The organism is Gorillibacterium sp. sgz306347, from assembly GCF_059735245.1.
Genome location: NZ_JCAPET010000022.1, coordinates 70,784 through 89,074, shown reverse-complemented (window position 1 = coordinate 89,074; position 18,291 = coordinate 70,784). Strand labels below are relative to the sequence as shown.

Below are 18,291 nucleotides of genomic sequence, written 5' to 3'. Positions count from 1 at the left end.
ATTTTCATTTTCTGTGGTGCCCGCCAGGGCATGGGTGGCTAACGGAAAAGCCGGCGCTTTTGGTGTACAATGCAGATAACGCTTAAGGAAACGGAGTCCACGGACGGAGGAACAAACAAAATGACGCCTTTTACGAAAAAAGTCATACAGCTTATCGGCTCCATACCAGCCGGAAAGGTCATGACCTACGGGCAAATCGCCGGCTTTGCCGGCAGTCCGCGGGCCGCCCGGCAGGTGGTGCGCATTCTGCATTCCATGAGCGAAAAATACGGCCTTCCTTGGCATCGGGTTGTGGCGGCCGAAGGACGGATCTCCCTTCCTTCGGCCGAAGGCGGCGAGGAGCAGGCGTTTCTCCTCGAAGCGGAAGGAATCGAGCTCGCGCGCGACCGCCGGGTCAGCCTGGCCGTTTATCAATACTGGCCGGACGACGGGACGGAACACAAACAAGCCTGAGCTGCGCCGGCTCAGGCTTGTTTATTGACGCGCGGAATCCATCCGGCTTCAGACGGATTCCGCCAATATTTGATCCAGGGCTTCGCAGGACTGGCGGTACACCGCCATCATGCGCGCCGGAGACAGACCGAACCCTTCCGGGCGGTTGTCCAAAGCCGCTTGCTCCACTTCGGCCATCAGAGAGGCCAGGTAATCAAACCCGAGGCTGAGGCAGCCGGATTTCAGCCGGTGCGCCGTCTGCCGGACGGCTTGACAATCCTGGCTGGACGAGGCGTTTGCCAGCCGCTCCAGCTCGGGAGGCGTATCCCGCCGAAAGATTGCCAGCAGGTCGGCGATCATCGAAGCATCGCCCGGCTCGGTGCTAAGGCTGCGGATATCGTCCACGGTTTCCAGATTCACCAGAAGAGGCAGAGGTTCGGCGTCCAGCCACTGCGCAAGCGCTTCGTGCAGCAGCTCCAGCCGGACCGGCTTCAGCAAATGCCCGTTCATGCCTGCTTTCCGGTACAGCCGCTCGTCCTCCTCCGATACGCGCCCGGATACCGAAAGGATGGGAACGGGACGGACGCGCTCTTCACGTTCCATGAGCCGGATAGCTTCAGCCGCTTGCAGGCCGTTCATCACCGGCATCTGATGATCCAGCAGAATCAGCCGGAACGACTCCGTCCGGAAAGCCTCCAGCGCTTCTTTGCCGTTGCGGACGACGCGCAAATGCGTAACGCCGCATCTTTGCAGCTGCGCTTGCAGCACCTGAACAACCGTCTCGTTATCCTCCGCAAGCAGCACGGGAAGCGGAAGCTCGGGGCGGACGGCGAACGGACGCTCCTTCGTTTCTTCGGGGAACAGCTCGTCAAAGGACAGCCGCGTCATATCCTTGTCGAGCGTCAGCTCAAACCAGAACTCGGCTCCTTCCCCCGGCTCGCTTTCCACTCCGATCCGTCCGCCCATCAGCTCGACCAGCGACTTGCAGATCCATAAGCCGAGCCCGGTCCCCTCGGTTTGCGATTCCTCTCCGCCGCGGGTCTGGCTGTACGGCCTGAACAGCGCTTCCTTCTCCTGCGGCAGAATGCCTTTCCCCGTATCGCGCACGGAAAACCGCAGCCGCTGCCGTTCCGGGCTGTCGGATACGAGGCTCGCTTCCACGGTTACCGAACCGCCCCCCGCAAACTTGATCGCGTTGCCGATCAGGTTCACCAATACCTGACGCACCTTCATGCCGTCTCCGATCAGCTTCGGCGCAACTGCTCCTCCGATGCGAATGGCGAGTCCCGTACCCGAGGAATCCGCCAAAGGCTGCAGCATTTCGCGGATATGATCGAGCACTTTGGGCAGCTCCACCACGGTAATGTGCAGGTTCATTTTCCCGGCTTCAAGCTTGGACAGGTCCAGGATATTGTTCATCATGCGCAGCAAATAGTCGGCCGATTCCCGGATAACCGCCGCACGCTTCCGCTCTTCGCCGGATGCAGCCTCGGCCAGAAGCTCGGCCATTCCCAGCATGCCGGTGAGCGGTGTCCGGATTTCATGGCTGACCATGGCCAGAAAAGCACTTTTGCTTTCGGTCGCCTTCTCCGCCTCCTCCTTGGCTGCCCGAAGCTGGGCGTTGCTTTTGGCAAGCAGGCGCTGAAGAGTGCTCAGCTCGTTGTTCATGGCGGAAAATTCCGTGAGCATCCGTTCCTGGTCCGCTTCGCTCCGGACGGCACGTTCGGTAAGCTCCGCGATCTTCCGCTGCAGCAGCCCGATTTCGTTTGCCTCGCTCATGCCAGCCCCTCCATTTCCGGGCGGACAAAGCTTGTCCTTGCGGTTTCCGCACCTGTAAGCATATCGGCAACCGCCAGCGCATCCTGCGCGTTCGGAGCGTAACCGTCCGCACCGACGCGTTGCCAAAGCTCCGGTTCAATGTTAAACGGAAGGCCGCCGACAAGGATTTTGGAATGGGAGGCGTTTTGATCGGCCCGAATGTCGGCGATCAGCTTCTCGACCTCCGAGACGTGGAAGGTCATGGTGGCGGATATCGCAACCAGGTCCGCTTTATGCTCCGCAATGGCTTTGACCAGACTGGCGGAGGGCACGTTTGCCCCGTAGTAATAGGTATCCCAGCCTTCCATCTCGAAGAAATCGGTCAGCATCCGGAGGCCGATTTCGTGCAGCTCGCTGCCGACGCAAGCCGCCACCAGCCGGCGGCCGTTCTGTCCGCCGGTGAGCCAGCGCGGGTACAGCTGCGCCATAATGCTTTGCGTAACGGCCGTGCAGTAATGCTCCTGGGCGACGGTGATGCGGTGGGTCTGCCAATAGCGTCCAATTTCCCGCTGTGCGGGCTGGAAAATATACAGGTAAAGCTCGCGAATGGTCATCCCGTTATCGGCCAGTCCGGAGATCCATTCCGCCGCTCCCCTTCGCTCGTTGCCAAGAACCAGCTCCAAATAACGCTTCGCCTCCTTATGATAAGGAAGCGACGGGTCCAAAAAGCTTTCCGCCGACCCTTCCATCTCCAGCTGGTGCATGCCCAGGTCCAGATGGTCGAGCACCGCGGACTTGGCCGGGTGGTCAAACAATTCCTCCAGCACATCCCGAAGCAGTTCAAAATTTATGCGCAGGTCTTCTTTGGTGACCCGGTAACCGGCAAGAAGGACCTGAAGCCAGGTTATATAATGCAGGAATAAGGACGGACTCGCAAAGTCGACGCTCTCCGCCAAATACTGCAAATGATATAGCGTGTCCTGCTTTGTCTTCTCTCTTCCGGCCTCTCCGAACCGCACGGCGAGCTCCGGCTGCCGTTCATACTGGCGTCTTGTGATTTCCTCGGCAAAACGGTCGGCCTGTTCTCTAAGCTGTTTTCCCGCATCGCGGGAAATGATTTTCAACGCGTTGTCCCCCTCCTGTTTGCGGTGAAATCTTTTCTGTTCTTGACCGACATCACTCTTTGTTACGCTATCGTTCTCTATTTATTATAACGTACATTGACAACGCAAGCATACCGCCAGCCTAAAGCCGTTTTCTTCCGGATGGCTGAGAGACAACACGCCTTTAATAGAGTACGCATTCCGTCTTCTTGCCCCGCTTGTTCAGCAGACCGGCGATTTCATAGATAATATTGAGCTTGATGTTCAGATCCTGCGGAAAATCCGGGTTTTGGTGAGCCGGGTTAATCGCCGTTCCGATAAAGAACCTTACCTCCGTCGCGTCGCGCAGAATCAGGCGAAGCAATTGCGAAACGCCGTCCGCTCCCGCCCAAACTGCCCGCCCCACCGGCTGCGCGTCATGCTTCTTTAGCCGCTGCAGCACCTTCCGAAGGGTCAGCACGCCTTCGGTGATCAGATCCACGCCGTCCATCTGGGCCGTCGGCGGCACTTCCCCGTCTCCGTAGGCGGACAGATCGACGCTTATCCGCCGCTCCAGGATCCGCGATACGATATTGGCCGAGGTTCCGCCGCAGATGACCTTTTTGCCTTCCCCCTGCCGCCACTCCTGAACAACACGTTCATCATCCCGGGGGTCGCGCGGCGGACCGACCAATATGGAGAGCGGCAGAGCCGGCCGGAATTTGACGCAGACCACCGTGGTGTCGTCCCCCGGCTCTCCGCCGTACAGCGAATCGCAGGATTCGCTCAGATAGCGGCAGAGCTCCTCCGGCGACGGATTCCGCGACAGCAGCCGGCCCGCGTACTCCGCCACATTTTCCCACTGCCAGCCGAGGTTCAGCACCTTTCCCACGCCGGCGTGGATAACGCCGTCGCTCACAAAGAGAAACGTATCCTGCCAATCCAGCCGAAAATAGCTCTCTTTGATCCGCTTCCCGTTGATCTCTCTTTCTTTCCGTTCAAACGGGACGAGCGTCTCCCCCCGAAAGAAAAGGGCCGGCGGGTTGTCATATTCAATCAATAGGGCCGTCCCGTCGCGAAAAGCCTGAAAAATGGTAAACGTCGAGTAAGCCAGCCCTCTCACCCGGCAGACCGGCAGCGTTTCGGCGATCGTCTGGACGACGTCGTCCACCGCCGCGCCGTTCTTCAGCATTTCCCCGGCGATTTTGGACGTGAGCGTAGCCAAAATGTTGGCTTTTACACCGCTGCCCAGCCCGTCCGCCATCACCACGATAGTCGAATCCGGGCATTCGACCGAATAGACCTTGTCCCCGCACAGCTCTTCGCCGTGCCGGACCAGACTTGCAAAGCTGACATCGGCATACAAATTGTTCATCGCGATCCCCCGCCTAATCCTTCAAGATCAAATTTTTCAGCTTGGTCAGGGTGACCTTTGTTTCCGCCGTCGTTTCGCCAAGCAGGCTGGCGATTTCCTGCGAGACGCGCATCTGGTTCACGATAACCTTCTGCGCCATTTCGATCGTTTCTTCCTTCAGCAGCCGCAGCTTCTCCTGCTCCTTCTCGCGTTCGGTCAGGTCGGTCAACACGACAAGGTAAATTTGCAGGTCCGCGTGATACGTCGCCGTCACCATAGCCGTTTTTTGCACGCCCGCAAAATACACCCGTTTGACAACCTTGCCGCTTTTTCCGAGCGGAATTTCCTCCGGGCTGAACAGCATTTCGACCGGCAGGTCGAGCAATTCCTTGCGGTTGACGTCAAAGAACGCGCAGATCGCCTCGTTCAGTTCCTTGATCAGAAAATCTTCTGTCACCGCAGCGATTCCGTTGGGCGTCCGCTCGATAATCACATTGGACAGCGATTCGGCCTTGGCCTGCATATACGGCATGCACATGTACAGCTCCGCCTTGCCGTCCAGCACCGCCTTGGCCTTGTCCCGGCAGCTGGAATAGCCGCAGGCTCCGCAGTTCAGCTCATCCTCGCGCGAGTATTTCCCGAATTTTTCAAGCACGGCCGCGATCTCTTCCTCGGCATAGCGGACAGGCGTTTTCTTCTTGTTGCGGAACGTTTTGGCGAGAAGCCCCGGCCCGGGAGCGGGCAGCCCGCCGGCCATGTCCTTGCGGCTCCGGTGCGCATAGATCCGGCTCTGCTTTTCCAGCAGGTCGAAGCGGTCGCCCGAAACCGGGCCGTTGACGCAGCTGCCGCTGCAGGCGCTGAGCTCCAGGAAATAGTCGCCGGTTTTCGCGTGCAGGTTTTTCAAAACGGACATGCACAACTCGACGCCGGAAAGGGCGCGGTACGGGTAAACCTTCTCCTCCCGGAAAAAGGTAGTCTCGATGATCCCTCCCTCCACCGGATAGACCCGGGCCTGGCCGGTTTGTCCCTGCGTTTTGGAAGGAGCAGTCTCGACCGCACGGCTCTTCCCCGAGGGACTTAACAGGGCGACTTCGTCGAAGGTCAAGACGGCGTCCACGTGGCCGGGCTGGTCCAGCACTTCCTTTTTCTTGGCGAAGCAGGGGCCGATAAACACCACTTTGACTTCCGGATCGCGCTGCTTCAGCAATTTTCCGTGGGCCATCATGGGGGAATCGACCGCGGCCAGATGCTCGATGAGGGCGGGAAATTGTTTTTCGATCAGCTCGACGATAACCGGACAAGCCGTTGTAATGAGCTTTCCGCGCTCACGGTACTGCTCATAGTAAAGCCGGGAGACCGCGCCGGCCGCTTCCGCCGTCTCGCGGACTTCCGAAAACCCGAGCGCGAAGAGCCTTTCCCGCAGCTCATCCGGGTTTTCAAAATAACCGACAAACGAAGGCGCCAGACTGACCGTCACCTTCTCGTAGCGGTCGAGCAGAAACTGCACCCGCCGCACATCGCTTTCCATTGTCATCGCCTTTTGCGGGCATTCCAGAATGCAGTGGCCGCAGTGCACGCACTCGTCCGATACTTTCGCCTGATTGTTCCGGAATTCGATCGCTTTCACCGGGCAGCTGCGAATGCAGCGGTAGCAATTCTTGCAGTTGGCCGCCGAGGATTGGATAAAACTCATGGCCGGACCGCCTCCGCCACGCGGCTGGCGAAAAACTGTCCGGCTTCCTCCGGGCTGACGGACACGCAAGGACCATCGTCCAGACGCACCGAAACGGGATGCTGGCAGTTGCCCGCGCAAAAATTGGCTTGAAGCTCCACGGCATCCTCCAGCCGGTATTCTTCGATCGCTTTCTTGAATTCCTGTATGACACGGTAGGACCCGCGAAGATGGCACGAGCTTCCTACGCAAACCGAGATGATCATGCGATTCCCTTCCTTTATACCGGATTGGGTCATTCATTCAGTATAGCACCCCGTCCGGGAAGGAAATGTGAACCGCTTCACAATTGAAGCGCTGACGGAACAATAGATGCGATACGGAAACAAGAGAAGCGTTGCAGAATCAAACAAAAAACCAGTGTCCGCCGTCCGGCGAACGCTGGTCTTCCCTTTCCAAAGCGGCTTACTTCTGGCTGGCTTCGATGGCCTGCCCAAGATCGGCCAGTATGTCCTGGATCGATTCCGTACCGATCGACAGCCGCACCAGACCGGGCGTTACGCCGGCCGCAAGCTGTTCCTCTTCCCCCAGCTGCTGGTGCGTGGTGCTCGCCGGATGAATGATCAGCGACTTGGAATCGCCGACGTTGGCCAGATGGGAGAACAGCTTTACGTTCTCGATCACTTTCCGCCCGGCGGCGGCGCCGCCCTTGATCTCGAAGGTCAGAATGGCTCCCTGCCCCCTTGGCAGGTATTTCTTCGCAAGCTCGTAAGACGGATGGGATTCCAGCCCGGCATAGCTGACCCATTCCACGGCCTCGTGCGCTTCCAGGTACTTCGCCACCTTCAGGGCGTTTTCGCTGTGGCGCTCCATGCGCAGGTGCAGCGTTTCCAGTCCCTGCAGCAGAAGGAACGAGTTGAACGGCGAGATGGCCGCGCCCAGGTCGCGAAGCAGCTGCACGCGGGCTTTGATGATGTAGGCGACCGGCCCGACCGCCTGGGTGTAGACCACGCCGTGGTAGCTCGGGTCCGGTTCGGTCAGTCCCGGGTATTTCCCGCCGGCGGTCCAGTCGAATTTGCCGCTGTCGACGATGACGCCGCCGATGGAGGTTCCGTGCCCTCCGATAAATTTTGTGGCGGAGTGAACGACGATATCGGCTCCATGCTCGATCGGACGCAGCAGGTACGGGCTCGGGAACGTATTGTCGACGATCAGCGGAATCCCGTGCTCATGCGCGATGGCCGCCACCGCCTCGATGTCCAGCACGTCGCCTTTCGGATTTCCGATCGTTTCCGCATACAGCGCTTTGGTTTTGCCGGTGATCGCCTTGCGGAAGTTTTCCGGGTCGGACGAATCGACGAACTTCACGGTAAGGCCAAGCTTCGGCAGCGTGGTCGAAAACAGATTATAAGTGCCGCCATACAAAGTGGTCGAAGACACAATTTCATCGCCGGCTCCGGCAATGTTGAGCAGGGAATATGTAATCGCCGCCTGCCCGGACGCGGTAGCAAGCGCCCCCGCCCCGCCCTCCAGCGCGGCCACGCGCTTCTCGAACACGTCCGTCGTCGGATTCATCAGCCGGGTGTAGATATTTCCGAACTCCTTCAAGGCGAACAGATCGGCCGCGTGATCGGCGTCGCGAAAGCCGTAGGAAGTCGTCTGGTACAGCGGAACAGCCCGGGAAAAGGTAGTCGGATCGATCTCCTGGCCGGCGTGGACGGCCAGCGTTTCAAACTGCAGCTTTTTCTCTTCGGACATGGGGAAGACCTCCCTGTAAGGTTTGTATTATTCCAAGTAATTCAATCGGTTAATTGTAACTATAATAACAATTCCATTTTTCCCCGTCAATCCTTTAGCAGACCAAATTCTTGTTCGAACTCTGTTTTGCTGCCGCGGTAAACGTTGAGGTCGACATAAGCATCGATTCCCTCTACTCTTCCCCGGTTGCCGTACTGCCAAAGAGACCATTCTTTATCCGGCAAAGAAGGCGGTTTCAAAATGTCGCGGATCCAGATGAGGTTTTCGGCGAAATGTCCTTCCACATACCGGTCGTAAGTTGCATGCGTGGCGTAAATGACCGGTTTTTTGCCGTAATGCTCCTCCAGCTTGTCCATCATCCGGCCCATTTCCATTCGTACGGTTTCAGGGTCGTGGTCCAGGGTGATCTCCAGGTCAATTGCCGGCGGCATGGCATGGTCCTCGGCGGGCACCGTCCCGATAAAATAGTCGGCCTGGGTCAATCCCGGGCTGCGCATGGAGAAAAAGTGATAGGCGCCCACGGCAAACCCGTGCGCCTGCGCGTTGGCCCAATTGTCCGCAAAGGTATCGTCGGTATAGTCGTGACCTTCGGTCGCTTTCATATAAACAAAGGAATACGGCCCCTGCTCCAGCGTTTCCCAGCGGATGTCCCCTTGATAATGCGAGACGTCAAGCCCTTTGACATCGTATTTGGCGGCAAAAAGCGCGTTATGCCAGATGATGCCTTTGTACTCCAGGACCGCCAGACCAACCAGCAGCACTGCGCTGGAGGGCAATATGATTTTCCAATGTTTCTTCAGCCGCTATTCTCCTCTCTGCTTTCCGGCTTGATGGTACCGGCGATGCTTTTCGCCATAACTCGACTATTTCATTTTCCACTTTATCTGTCAATATGGAAACAGAGCCGGACCGGCCGACGCGTACCGCATACGCCGCACAAAAAAACGCCGCCCGGCTTCCGGACGGCGGAGATTGGCTTTTGCTATACGTTTTTGGAGCGCAGAATCCGCATGGCGTTCAGTACCGCCAGCAGCGTAACGCCGACATCCGAAAAAACGGCTTCCCACATCGTGGCGATGCCGAACGCGCCGAGTCCAAGAAAAACGGCTTTGACGCCAAGCGCGAACCCGATGTTCTGCCACACGATCACGCGGGTGCGCCGGGCGATTCGGATGGCGGCGGCGATCTTGGAAGGCTCGTCGGTCATGATCACCACATCCGCCGCTTCGATGGCCGCGTCCGAGCCGAGCCCGCCCATGGCGATGCCGACATCGGCCCGCGCCAGAACCGGGGTGTCGTTGATCCCGTCGCCGACAAACGCGATTTTGTCCCGCGGCGCTTTCGCCGCATCCAGCTTTTCGATTTCCTCCACCTTGTTCTGGGGCAGCAGCTCCGCATGAACCTCGTCAATGCCGACCCGCCGGCCTACTTCCGCCGCTACCGCTCTGGCATCGCCCGTCAGCATGACGGTTTTGCGGATGCCCGCCGCTTTCAGCGCACGGACGGCCTCCGCCGCATCCTCTTTAATCTCGTCGGATATGACCAGATAGCCGGCATACGCCCGGTCTACCGCCACGTGAACCACCGTGCCCGAAACGTCCGGCGCCGCAAATCCGTCCGCCTCCCGCCGCATCAGCTTGACGTTGCCGGCCGCCACTTCTTTGCCGTCTACGTTGGCAATGACGCCGTGCCCCGGCACTTCCCGGTAATCCCGGATGTCCGTATCCGCCGGAATGCTGCGATGCCGCCGGATCGATTCCGCAATCGGGTGGCTGGAGTGGGTTTCCGCCGCCGCGGCATACCGGAGCAGGTCTTCCTCGGCGAACCCTCCGGAAGGAAACACGCCGGTGACGCGAAATACCCCTTTGGTCAGCGTCCCCGTTTTATCAAAAACGACGTACTTGACATTGTTCAACGCTTCCAGGTAATTGCTTCCCTTGACCAAAATGCCGTTTCTCGAGGCGGCCCCGATCCCGCCGAAAAAGCTGAGCGGAATGGACACCACGAGCGCGCAGGGACAGGAAATGACCAGAAAGATCAGCGCCCGGTAGATCCAGTCGGAGAACGCCGCGCCTTGCAGCACAAGCGGAGGAACGAAAGCCAAAAGGACGGCGACGAGCACGACCGCCGGCGTATAGTACCTGGCGAATTTGGTAATGAAATTTTCGGTCGGCGCCTTCTTGCTGCTGGCGTTTTGCACCAGATCCAGAATCTTGGCGACCGTTGATTCTCCGAACGGCTTGGAAACCTTGACCGTCAAAACGCCGCCGAGGTTAATGAAGCCGCTGAGCGCCTCCGTCCCGGCCTCCGCTCCCCGCGGCACCGATTCCCCCGTTAATGCGGAAGTGTCAAAGGACGATTTACCGTCGGTGACGACGCCGTCGAGCGGAACGCGTTCGCCCGGCTTCACGACGATCAGGTCGCCCGGCCGAACCTGTTCCGGGGAGACGCGCGTTTCCCCGCCTTCCGCCAGCAAATTGGCATATTCCGGCCGGATGTCCATAAGCGCGGCGATCGACTTGCGGGACCGGTTGACGGCAATCCCTTGAAACAGCTCGCCGACCTGATAGAACAGCATAACGGCAACCCCTTCGGGGTACTGCCCGACCGCAAACGCACCGACCGTCGCAAGCGCCATCAGGAAGTGCTCGTCAAAAACCCGTCCGCCGAAAAGATTGCGTACGGCCCGGTACACAATGTCGGCGCCCACCGTCAAATAAGCGGCAATGTACAGCAAAAGGGCGGGAACGTCGCCGACCGGCGCAAACAGCGCCGCCCCCAGCAGAACGGCCCCGGCGGCCAGCCGGGCGATCAGCCGCCTGGTTTCCCCGGCCCCGTGCTCATGTCCATGCTCGTGCTCATGTCCATGTTCATGTTCCTGCTCGTGCTCATGCGCTTCTCCGGCGTGACCATGAGCATGCTTTTCTTTTGCTCCCGCCGCGCCCTGATCCGTTATCTTAATATGAGGCTCCAGCGAGCGAACCTTCTTCGCCGCCTCGGCGACCACCTCGTCCTCATGCGCCCGGTCCGTTTCAAGCGTCAGGGTACGGCTGACGTAGTTGACGCTGCACGAAGCGACGCCTGGGATTTTCTTCACCCCGTTCTCAATCTTCATGGCGCAATTTGCGCAGTCCAATCCTTCCAACAGCAGTTCCCGTTTGACAACATTGGCTGATGCTCCCATTCCGATCCCTCTTTCCCGGCTCTCACATATGAATACATATTCATATATTACTTATCGTTATTATATGCCGTACTGAGAATCAGTGTCAATGGATGAATAAGAAAAGACGCCTTGCAGGCGTCCCGGAAAACCTCTTATCCATGAGTAATGTGCTGGTGCGTCTGCAGGAAGATTTGCTCGACATGGGCGTCTTCCAGGGAGTAAAACACCGTCTTGCCCGCTTTCCGGCGCTTTACGATGCGCAGGTTGCGCAGGTAGCGCAGCTGATGGGAAACCGCAGACTGGTTCATGTCCAGAAGCTGGGTTAAATCGTGCACGCAAAGCTCCTGCCGGGAAAGCGCGTAAATCAGCTTGATCCGGGTCGGATCACCCAACGCTTTAAACAGGTCCGCCATTTTCGAGGCGGTGTCGTCGTCGATCAAAAAAGCCGGCTCCTCCCCCGCCCCGTTTCCGCAGCACGTTTCCTCGCATTCGTCCAAAGCCGCTTGCGTTTGCTCCGTCATCGGCTTCCGCTCCTTCTTCGTCTCTCGTATCCCGCCCGTCATTGGCCCAGCTCGGAAAGGCCGGCAGAGATCCACTTCTCGGCGTACTTCTCGTTGGCCCATTGGACCATCACCAGGGATTCGCCCGGCAATTTACCGACCCGCAGCAGCGGGTTCGGGTCGGTGTCCGCGCTTGCGGTCACCGGATAGATTTCAATATCGTCCGCGGTAAAGACGGTAAGCATATCGGCAAAGGGCGAGGCGACCGCATCCAACGCTTCCGGCTGCAAGCGCACAATCTCCTCCCATGGCCGGTCCAGCTTATCCTTGTTGACCAGCGTATCGGACAGCTCCGCTTCGATTTCGACCAGCGAAACCCCGCCCGGGGTGCCCGGCGTCCTCATCGTCCCGTTCACCGTGGCTTCCACGGCGGCCGACCACTTGCCCTGCTTGCGAACCAGCGTCCAGTCGCGGGAAGCGACCGTTCCGTTCGTCAGCTCGCTCAGGTTAACGCTTGCGGTCCCCGGCTCCGCGCCGGCGGCATAATCCTTCAGATCGACGGTCCAGAGCTGCGGCTTCTGGGCGCCGTCGCTTTCGACTTCAATGGACAAATAGCGGTTCCCGGCGTAAAGCAGCCGTTCCGACCGGTCGGCTTCGGGATTTGTCTTTCCTTCCGGCGTTTCGGTCTTCCCGTCCGTTTTCTTGGCGTTCACCTGTCGTATCTTCAACCGGCCTCCTTCGCCGGCTTCGTCCGTTTCCAGACGCCAGAACTGCTGCCCGTAGGGAATCAGTACGCCGCTTCCTTCGGCGATCTTCTGCATCCGCCCGTCCTGCTGTGCGAACAGCAGCGTCCGGTACTGCGAGCTGCCGGCGGCGCTTTCGCTGCGCAGCCCCAGCAATAATACCGAGCGGATTTCCTGCGGCTGAACGGTCGCGGCCGCCGAATCCTTCAATGGACCGGCAGCGGATTCGCTCGCCAGCTGCGGTTTATCCGCCGCGCGGAACGGAAGAAACAGACCGGCCGCAAGCAGCAGCGCCATAAAGCAGGCGGCGGCCGCAAGCGGAAAATACCTGCGCCGCGGAGCCGGCTTTGCGTCCAGGCCGCGCATGATGCGGCCCCTCAGCTCCGGGGAAAAGCCTTTTTGAGGAAAAGGGTTCTGAGCAAGCTCCCGGATCCAGTCGCGATCTTCACTGTTCATGGGATTCGCCCTCCTTCATTTTGTTCATTTTGGCCCGCGCATGAAACAGGCGCGACTTGACGGCGCCTTCGGAAATCTTCAGCAGCGCCGCGATTTCCTTCATGGAAAGCTGGTGATGGCCGAACAGGATCAGCACTTCCCGGTCCTTCGGAGGCAATTGCAGCACCCGGTCCCAAATGTCCGTAAGGGCCATTTGGCCAAGCGCCTGCTCTTCCGCGGAGCCGTCGCAGCGGTCGGGCTCCACCGTATCGCGAAGCGTCACCTTGCGGAAGAACGCCGACCGCCGGTAATCCGAGGCGGTGTTTCGCGTAATCGTCAACAGCCAGGCTTTCACGGAGCCTTCCTTGCGAAGCGTAAACAGCCCGCGGTAAGCTTTCAAGAATACGTCCTGGGTAATATCGTCCGCCAAATCTCTCTTTCGGGTAATGCTGAAAGCATAATTCCAGACATCATTTCCGTATGAGGCCATCAAATCGGCAATAATGGTCTTCCGATCGTCGCTGTCCGCGATCGTTTTCAAGTATTCCCATTCCACCCGGATGTTCAACCCCTTGCTCCTCTATATAAAAAGACGCGACACCGCGCCGATAAGTTCGCTATGTATAAAAAATATCTTTGATCTCCTATAGTTATACCATAAAACGGCACGCTCCCGCGAGAATCTTCCTTTTTTTCATTTCCGGGTCAGCTTGTCCCCGGTTTCGGCAGCTTTCGCGTTCTTTTGCGGATTTCCGCCACAATCAGCGTCAGGAGCGGAATGACAACCTGAAAAGGAAACGCATAATATTTGTAGATTTTTTCGGCGAAAATCATCATATCCATCATGCTTTCAAACACAAATACGGCCATATAAACCATAATCAGGCCGGTGTGCAGAACGGTGACCCGGTAATCTTTGAGGTTAAAAAGGTGGGCAAGGCCCTTGCAAACAAACAGGAGGCACAGCCCGCCTTTTATGAACACGCCGAATACGAAAACAGCGGCGGACGAGCCTTCTATCCGTTCCAGAAAATCCGCAACCGTAATCCGGCTGACAGCCGCATAGGACGGAAAATACAGCTCGGCCACACCGTTGGAGCCCATGAGTAGAACGTTCCGGACGGTCGTCAACAGGATCATAGCTCCGGCTATCCAGAGCGAGTGATACAGAACGCGGCCGACCGACTTCCTTTTTGCCAAACCGGGCATAACGCCCACAAACACAACGACTTCGGCAAAAGGGAACGCGAACGTCGAAGAGGCGGCACGCCAAACGGGCGGCCATCCGCCATCCAGCAGCGGCAGCAGAAAGTGATACTCCGCCTTGGTGGTGGACAGAGCCATAACCACCGCGGCGCTGGCAAACGTAAGGATTAGCAGAATGCGGGCCACACGCCCGAACACTTCGATTCCCGCATGAGCGCCCCATATGCAAAGCAATCCCACCCCCAGCATGGGCATGATCATCGGCGTCTCGGGAAGCGCAACGCTGTTGGAAAATTCCCCGAAGTTCCGCAGCACAAGCGAGCCCATATTATGGACGTAAAGCAAATAAGCCACCGTGATCGTCCTTCCGGCAATTTTGCCGTATACCGCGTCCAGGATGGCGAATATGGTTTGATCCGGGTACAGCTTGGTCAACCGGACATATAACGCCATGACCGGAACTGTTAGCGCAAGCGCCAGAAGAATCGCCACCCAGGAGGCGTTTTTGGCCTCTCCTGCCGAACCAAAAAAGAGCGAGGTTCCGAAATAAAACATCACCAGTAAGGAAATCGCGTGACTGTTCGCCAATTTTTCTCTTTGCATAGGCTCCCCCGCCGTCTCAGGAATGGATACCGAACAGCTGAATAACAACAAACTCGATCGACTCGTTCGGGCTCGGAACAGGCCATTTCATCGCCACTGCCAGTGCTCCCGCAAGGGAGACCGCCCACAAGACGGAAACCGCCCAGCCTTCTTTTTTAAAGCCGTTCCGATAAAGCGGAACTTGGTTGAACAAGAGGAGCAGTGTGTAGGCGAGCAGAATGACCGCGACCATTCTACTCGTTCAGGCGGAGAGGACGGTAACTCTTGCCGCTTCCTTTGATCCTTATTTTGCAGGTCAATTCAACGCCCATGGTTTTAAACTCCTCCTGCCAGTCGTCTTTCAGTTTTTTCCAGTAGGCAGGTTTCCGTTCGTGAAACTTCTCGCCGAATCCGAACGCATCCGCACCGTATTCCCGCTGAAGCTTGCGGACGACCGACTCCATTTGTTCCACCACCTGCTTTTGCGCTTGCCGTTCAATTTTGATTCGGCCGTCGGGACGGGCGAACTCCACACTCTCCAGCAACTCGTCCAGCGTTACGACCATCTCGACCTCTACCTGCATAACCGGCCTCCCGTTTTTTTGCAGCGGCTTCATTTTGCTCTTCGCATCATTGATTTCCATGGTGTACGCCGGTTTGCCTTCCTCCGATTTGACCACCAGCGTCCCCCCCTTAAGCTGGTTTGTGATCATTCGCAAAAACTTCGTTTCGTCCCCGGTAAGCTGACCGACCAAACGATCTTTCCGGAAAATAGCCGTCCCCGTAACAACCTCCGTTTTTTCATTATTTTCCACTTCTCGGGTAAGTACAATCGGCATCACGGCGGAGGTTCCCTTGCGGCCCAAGCGGGAAACAAAATAGCCGATTTGCGTATCGGGAGCGGAGCTGATGCTGCGCTGCTCGCGAGCGGTAGCCGCCAGCTCGTAGGAAATGATGGGACTGGTGGTGCTCGTCACTTCGAGAATCTCTTTAGCGGTTTCCATGTTGGAAAGGTAAACCGAAATATCCAGACGTGTCTCGGTGTCGCGCACATACCAGTCCACCATCGGCGTAATGCCTTCGCTGGCGAGCGTTTTGCTCAGAATGATCGCTTTGGCATGGCTCCAATACAGCCTTTTACCGGTATTGGAAATCATCTTTCGGACGGCTTCAAAAATGGTGTCCGCCTCCTGGCTGACCAGCTTGGACCTCGTCTGCGCTTGCATCCCGCCCCCCTGGGTATCAATCAGCTCCACCGTCAAAATCAGCTTGCCTGTGCGGGGGTTCCGGTCGAGCGCGCTTCCGGCCACAATGGCCATATCATCGATTTCCCGGTAATTCCAGCATCCCTCCAGCAATAAGACCAAAAGCAGCAGCGTCAAAACACCCGCCCTTCTTCTCACTTCGTCCTCCGCTTGGGAACGTTGATGCGTTTGCGGTCGCGCGTACGGACGAACGACGGGAGCTCCCGCATGTTCCAGAAAGGAGCCCGGATCGCGGAATCCTTGATGTCTTGCGGATTAATCGTCCCGACCCCATACATATAATCAACTCCAAAGGAACGAAGGCTTTCCAGATGGATCAGCAGCCCGATCATCCCGAATACATACCCGTACAGCCCCAGCAAGGAGGAAAGCAAGAGAAGACAGAACCGAACAAAGATGGCCGAGCTGGTCAGCCGGACATTGAGCAGCGCTGTGATCCCCGTTAACCCGACGACGATAACCATCGGCGAACTGACGATGCGCGCCTCCACCGCGGCCTGGCCCAAAACGAGAGCGCCGACGATGCTGACCGCCTGGCCGATCGGCGACGGCATGCGCGTGCTGGCTTCCCGCAGGAGTTCAAAAATAACGAGCATCAGGATGGCCTCGACTACAGTGGGAAACGGAACCGCCTGGCGGGACATGGAGATGCTGAGCAGCAGGGGCGTTGGCACCATTTCCTGGTTGAACGTTACCAGAGAAACGTACAACGCCGGGATGCTGATCGACAGGAAAACCGCCAATATCCTGAGCATCCGGTTGATGGAGCTGAACAAATAATTGACATAGTAGTCTTCGCTGACATGGAAATTTTCTATAAAGACATAAGGCACGGTTAAAACAGACGGGCTGCCTTCCACAAATATCGCTATACGTCCCTCCAGCAGCTTCCCCGCAATGACATCGGGTCTTTCCGAACTGCCCACGAGGTCCAAAGGAGAATACGGCTCGTCCTTGATCAGCTCCTGGATGTACCCGGAATCGAGCACACCGTCGATTTTGATTTTGTCCAACCGCTGATACAGCTCGTTCAGGATTTTCTCGGGGGCGAGGGTTTCCAGGTAACAGATGCATAACCGGGTACGGGTGCGGGTGCCGATTTCGCGAAAGCGGAATTTGAGGTCGGGCTCCTGAATTTTCCGGCGGAGAAGCGTCAGGTTGATCAGAAGCGCCTCTGTGAAACCTTCCTTTGGCCCTTTTATCACCCTCTCGGACTCCGGATTTTCCACTGGACGGGTGTGCCAGCGCCTGGTGTTTATGATCAAAGCGCCCGGACCGTCGGTAAGCAGAATGGTGCACCCGCTTACAAGCTGGGTAACCAGCTCCTGAACATCCTTTGTCTCTTTGACCTCCGAGGCATACAGAATTTTCTTGCGCAAAATTTCCATCCGGTCCGCGGGTGCGTCCGGAATTTGCTCCGCCAAAACGATCGGCCGGACGATCGATTCCTCGATCGTGCGCTGCTCGATCATCGTATCGATATACAGCAGGGTGCAGGCAATCCCCTGCTGGCTGTGCGGTTCCACGTTGCGGGCAATCAGCGTTTCATCATTCTTGAAAATGGTCGACTGAAACAGCTTCAGCTTTTCCTCCAGGGTGGCGGGCAGCGGAGGAAAAGAGGGCACCTCGCCCGCAATCGGTTCTTGCTGGGTAGCGCCTTTTGTTTTGAACACGGAGCTTCCTCCTTTCGCGAATTGGCGGCTTTTCCATTATTCCCTGATTGTTCCCTTTTCCGGCGGTTCTCATGCCGGATCTGCCTCTCCGGCTTCGGAACCAATAAAAAAACACCGCTCCTGTGAGGAGCGGTGTCCGGACTTCATGATTGTGGCGCATTGAAAATCAGGCGGTCGTTTCCCGTTTGCCCAGCTCGGCGTCGAGAATCAGCAGCGCATTTCCGTCGTTGCCGATGCGGCGCAGGCGTTGGACAAGGGTATCAAAGGTCGACTCTTCCTCCACTTGTTCTTCAATGAACCATTTCAAAAACTGGATGGTAGCGTGCTCGCGCTCGTTCAGCGCGATGTCGGAAATTTCGTAAAACCGTTTGGTCACCACTTGCTCATGCGCATAGGCATGCTCAAATGCTTCCAGAACGGATTTCACCTCACGTTCAGGCGATTCAAAGCCGGTAATTTTCGGCCGTTTGCCCAGGTCGGTCAGAAATTTGAAGATTTTCATGCCATGCGTCTTCTCTTCCTCGGCCTGCTTGATGAAATAGTGCGAAAATCCGTCCCAGCTCTCCGATGCGCAATAGGCGGCCAGCGCCAGATAGGCGTGTTCGGAATAGAACTCAAAGTTCATTTGGGCGTTCAGTTTTTCAAAAAGTTCTTCGGTAAGCATA

17 protein-coding genes are annotated in these 18,291 nt (G+C 57.5%); 1 reads left to right on the top strand and 16 read right to left on the bottom strand.

The window, feature by feature from the left end; genetic code table 11:
- Nucleotides 1-120 precede the first annotated feature (120 nt).
- Nucleotides 121-453, top strand: a complete 333-nt coding sequence (locus AC6I6H_RS13420) for an MGMT family protein (protein WP_497954359.1) — start codon at nucleotides 121-123, stop codon at nucleotides 451-453.
- Nucleotides 454-501: 48 nt separating this feature from the next.
- Here the strand turns inward: AC6I6H_RS13420 and AC6I6H_RS13415 are convergent, their stop codons facing one another.
- The 16 genes from AC6I6H_RS13415 to AC6I6H_RS13340 form a co-directional block, all read right to left on the bottom strand.
- Nucleotides 502-2,211, bottom strand: a complete 1,710-nt coding sequence (locus AC6I6H_RS13415; RefSeq protein WP_497954358.1) for an ATP-binding protein — start codon at nucleotides 2,209-2,211, stop codon at nucleotides 502-504.
- Nucleotides 2,208-3,314 (bottom strand): cobalamin B12-binding domain-containing protein, encoded by a 1,107-nt coding sequence (locus AC6I6H_RS13410; RefSeq protein WP_497954357.1) that lies wholly within the window; start codon nucleotides 3,312-3,314, stop codon nucleotides 2,208-2,210. Before AC6I6H_RS13410 ends, AC6I6H_RS13415 begins: the two co-directional genes overlap by 4 nt.
- A 163-nt stretch (nucleotides 3,315-3,477) precedes the next feature.
- Nucleotides 3,478-4,647, bottom strand: coding sequence for a SpoIIE family protein phosphatase (locus AC6I6H_RS13405; protein ID WP_497954356.1), 1,170 nt, complete (start codon nucleotides 4,645-4,647; stop codon nucleotides 3,478-3,480).
- A 13-nt stretch (nucleotides 4,648-4,660) separates the two neighbouring features.
- Entirely contained in the window at nucleotides 4,661-6,319 is a 1,659-nt protein-coding gene (locus tag AC6I6H_RS13400; RefSeq protein WP_497954355.1) for a [Fe-Fe] hydrogenase large subunit C-terminal domain-containing protein, read from the bottom strand.
- Nucleotides 6,316-6,564 carry a (2Fe-2S) ferredoxin domain-containing protein gene (locus AC6I6H_RS13395; RefSeq protein ID WP_497954354.1) on the bottom strand — a complete coding sequence of 83 codons (249 nt, stop codon included), beginning with the start codon at nucleotides 6,562-6,564 and terminating at the stop codon, nucleotides 6,316-6,318. Before AC6I6H_RS13395 ends, AC6I6H_RS13400 begins: the two co-directional genes overlap by 4 nt.
- A gap of 199 nt (nucleotides 6,565-6,763) precedes the next feature.
- Entirely contained in the window at nucleotides 6,764-8,056 is a 1,293-nt protein-coding gene (locus tag AC6I6H_RS13390) for a homocysteine synthase (protein WP_497954353.1), read from the bottom strand.
- Between the two features lie 86 nt (nucleotides 8,057-8,142).
- Nucleotides 8,143-8,832 (bottom strand): GH25 family lysozyme, encoded by a 690-nt coding sequence (locus tag AC6I6H_RS13385; RefSeq protein ID WP_497954352.1) that lies wholly within the window; start codon nucleotides 8,830-8,832, stop codon nucleotides 8,143-8,145.
- 206 nt (nucleotides 8,833-9,038) lie between these two features.
- Complete coding sequence (locus tag AC6I6H_RS13380; RefSeq protein ID WP_497954351.1) at nucleotides 9,039-11,240, bottom strand: heavy metal translocating P-type ATPase; 2,202 nt, start codon at nucleotides 11,238-11,240, stop codon at nucleotides 9,039-9,041.
- Nucleotides 11,241-11,374: 134 nt separating this feature from the next.
- Nucleotides 11,375-11,743: an ArsR/SmtB family transcription factor gene (locus tag AC6I6H_RS13375; protein WP_497954350.1), complete on the bottom strand. Its 369-nt coding sequence runs from the start codon at nucleotides 11,741-11,743 to the stop codon at nucleotides 11,375-11,377.
- A gap of 38 nt (nucleotides 11,744-11,781) precedes the next feature.
- The gene (locus tag AC6I6H_RS13370; RefSeq protein WP_497954349.1) at nucleotides 11,782-12,921 is read right to left on the bottom strand and encodes a hypothetical protein; all 1,140 of its coding nucleotides are present in this window, start codon (nucleotides 12,919-12,921) and stop codon (nucleotides 11,782-11,784) included.
- Entirely contained in the window at nucleotides 12,911-13,468 is a 558-nt protein-coding gene (locus AC6I6H_RS13365; protein WP_497954348.1) for an RNA polymerase sigma factor, read from the bottom strand. Before AC6I6H_RS13365 ends, AC6I6H_RS13370 begins: the two co-directional genes overlap by 11 nt.
- 137 nt (nucleotides 13,469-13,605) lie before the next feature.
- Nucleotides 13,606-14,709 carry a GerAB/ArcD/ProY family transporter gene (locus tag AC6I6H_RS13360; protein WP_497954347.1) on the bottom strand — a complete coding sequence of 368 codons (1,104 nt, stop codon included), beginning with the start codon at nucleotides 14,707-14,709 and terminating at the stop codon, nucleotides 13,606-13,608.
- 16 nt (nucleotides 14,710-14,725) lie between these two features.
- Nucleotides 14,726-14,941, bottom strand: coding sequence for a hypothetical protein (locus AC6I6H_RS13355; RefSeq protein WP_497954346.1), 216 nt, complete (start codon nucleotides 14,939-14,941; stop codon nucleotides 14,726-14,728).
- Between the two features lies 1 nt (nucleotide 14,942).
- A complete protein-coding gene (locus AC6I6H_RS13350; protein ID WP_497954345.1) occupies nucleotides 14,943-16,091 on the bottom strand; it encodes a Ger(x)C family spore germination protein in 1,149 nt (382 codons plus the stop codon).
- On the bottom strand, nucleotides 16,088-17,626 hold the full coding sequence (locus AC6I6H_RS13345) for a spore germination protein (RefSeq protein WP_497954344.1): 1,539 nt from the start codon (nucleotides 17,624-17,626) through the stop codon (nucleotides 16,088-16,090). The genes AC6I6H_RS13350 and AC6I6H_RS13345 overlap by 4 nt, the downstream gene beginning before the upstream one ends.
- 166 nt (nucleotides 17,627-17,792) lie before the next feature.
- On the bottom strand, nucleotides 17,793-18,290 hold the full coding sequence (locus tag AC6I6H_RS13340) for a ferritin (protein ID WP_497954343.1): 498 nt from the start codon (nucleotides 18,288-18,290) through the stop codon (nucleotides 17,793-17,795).
- Nucleotide 18,291: the final 1 nt, after the last annotated feature.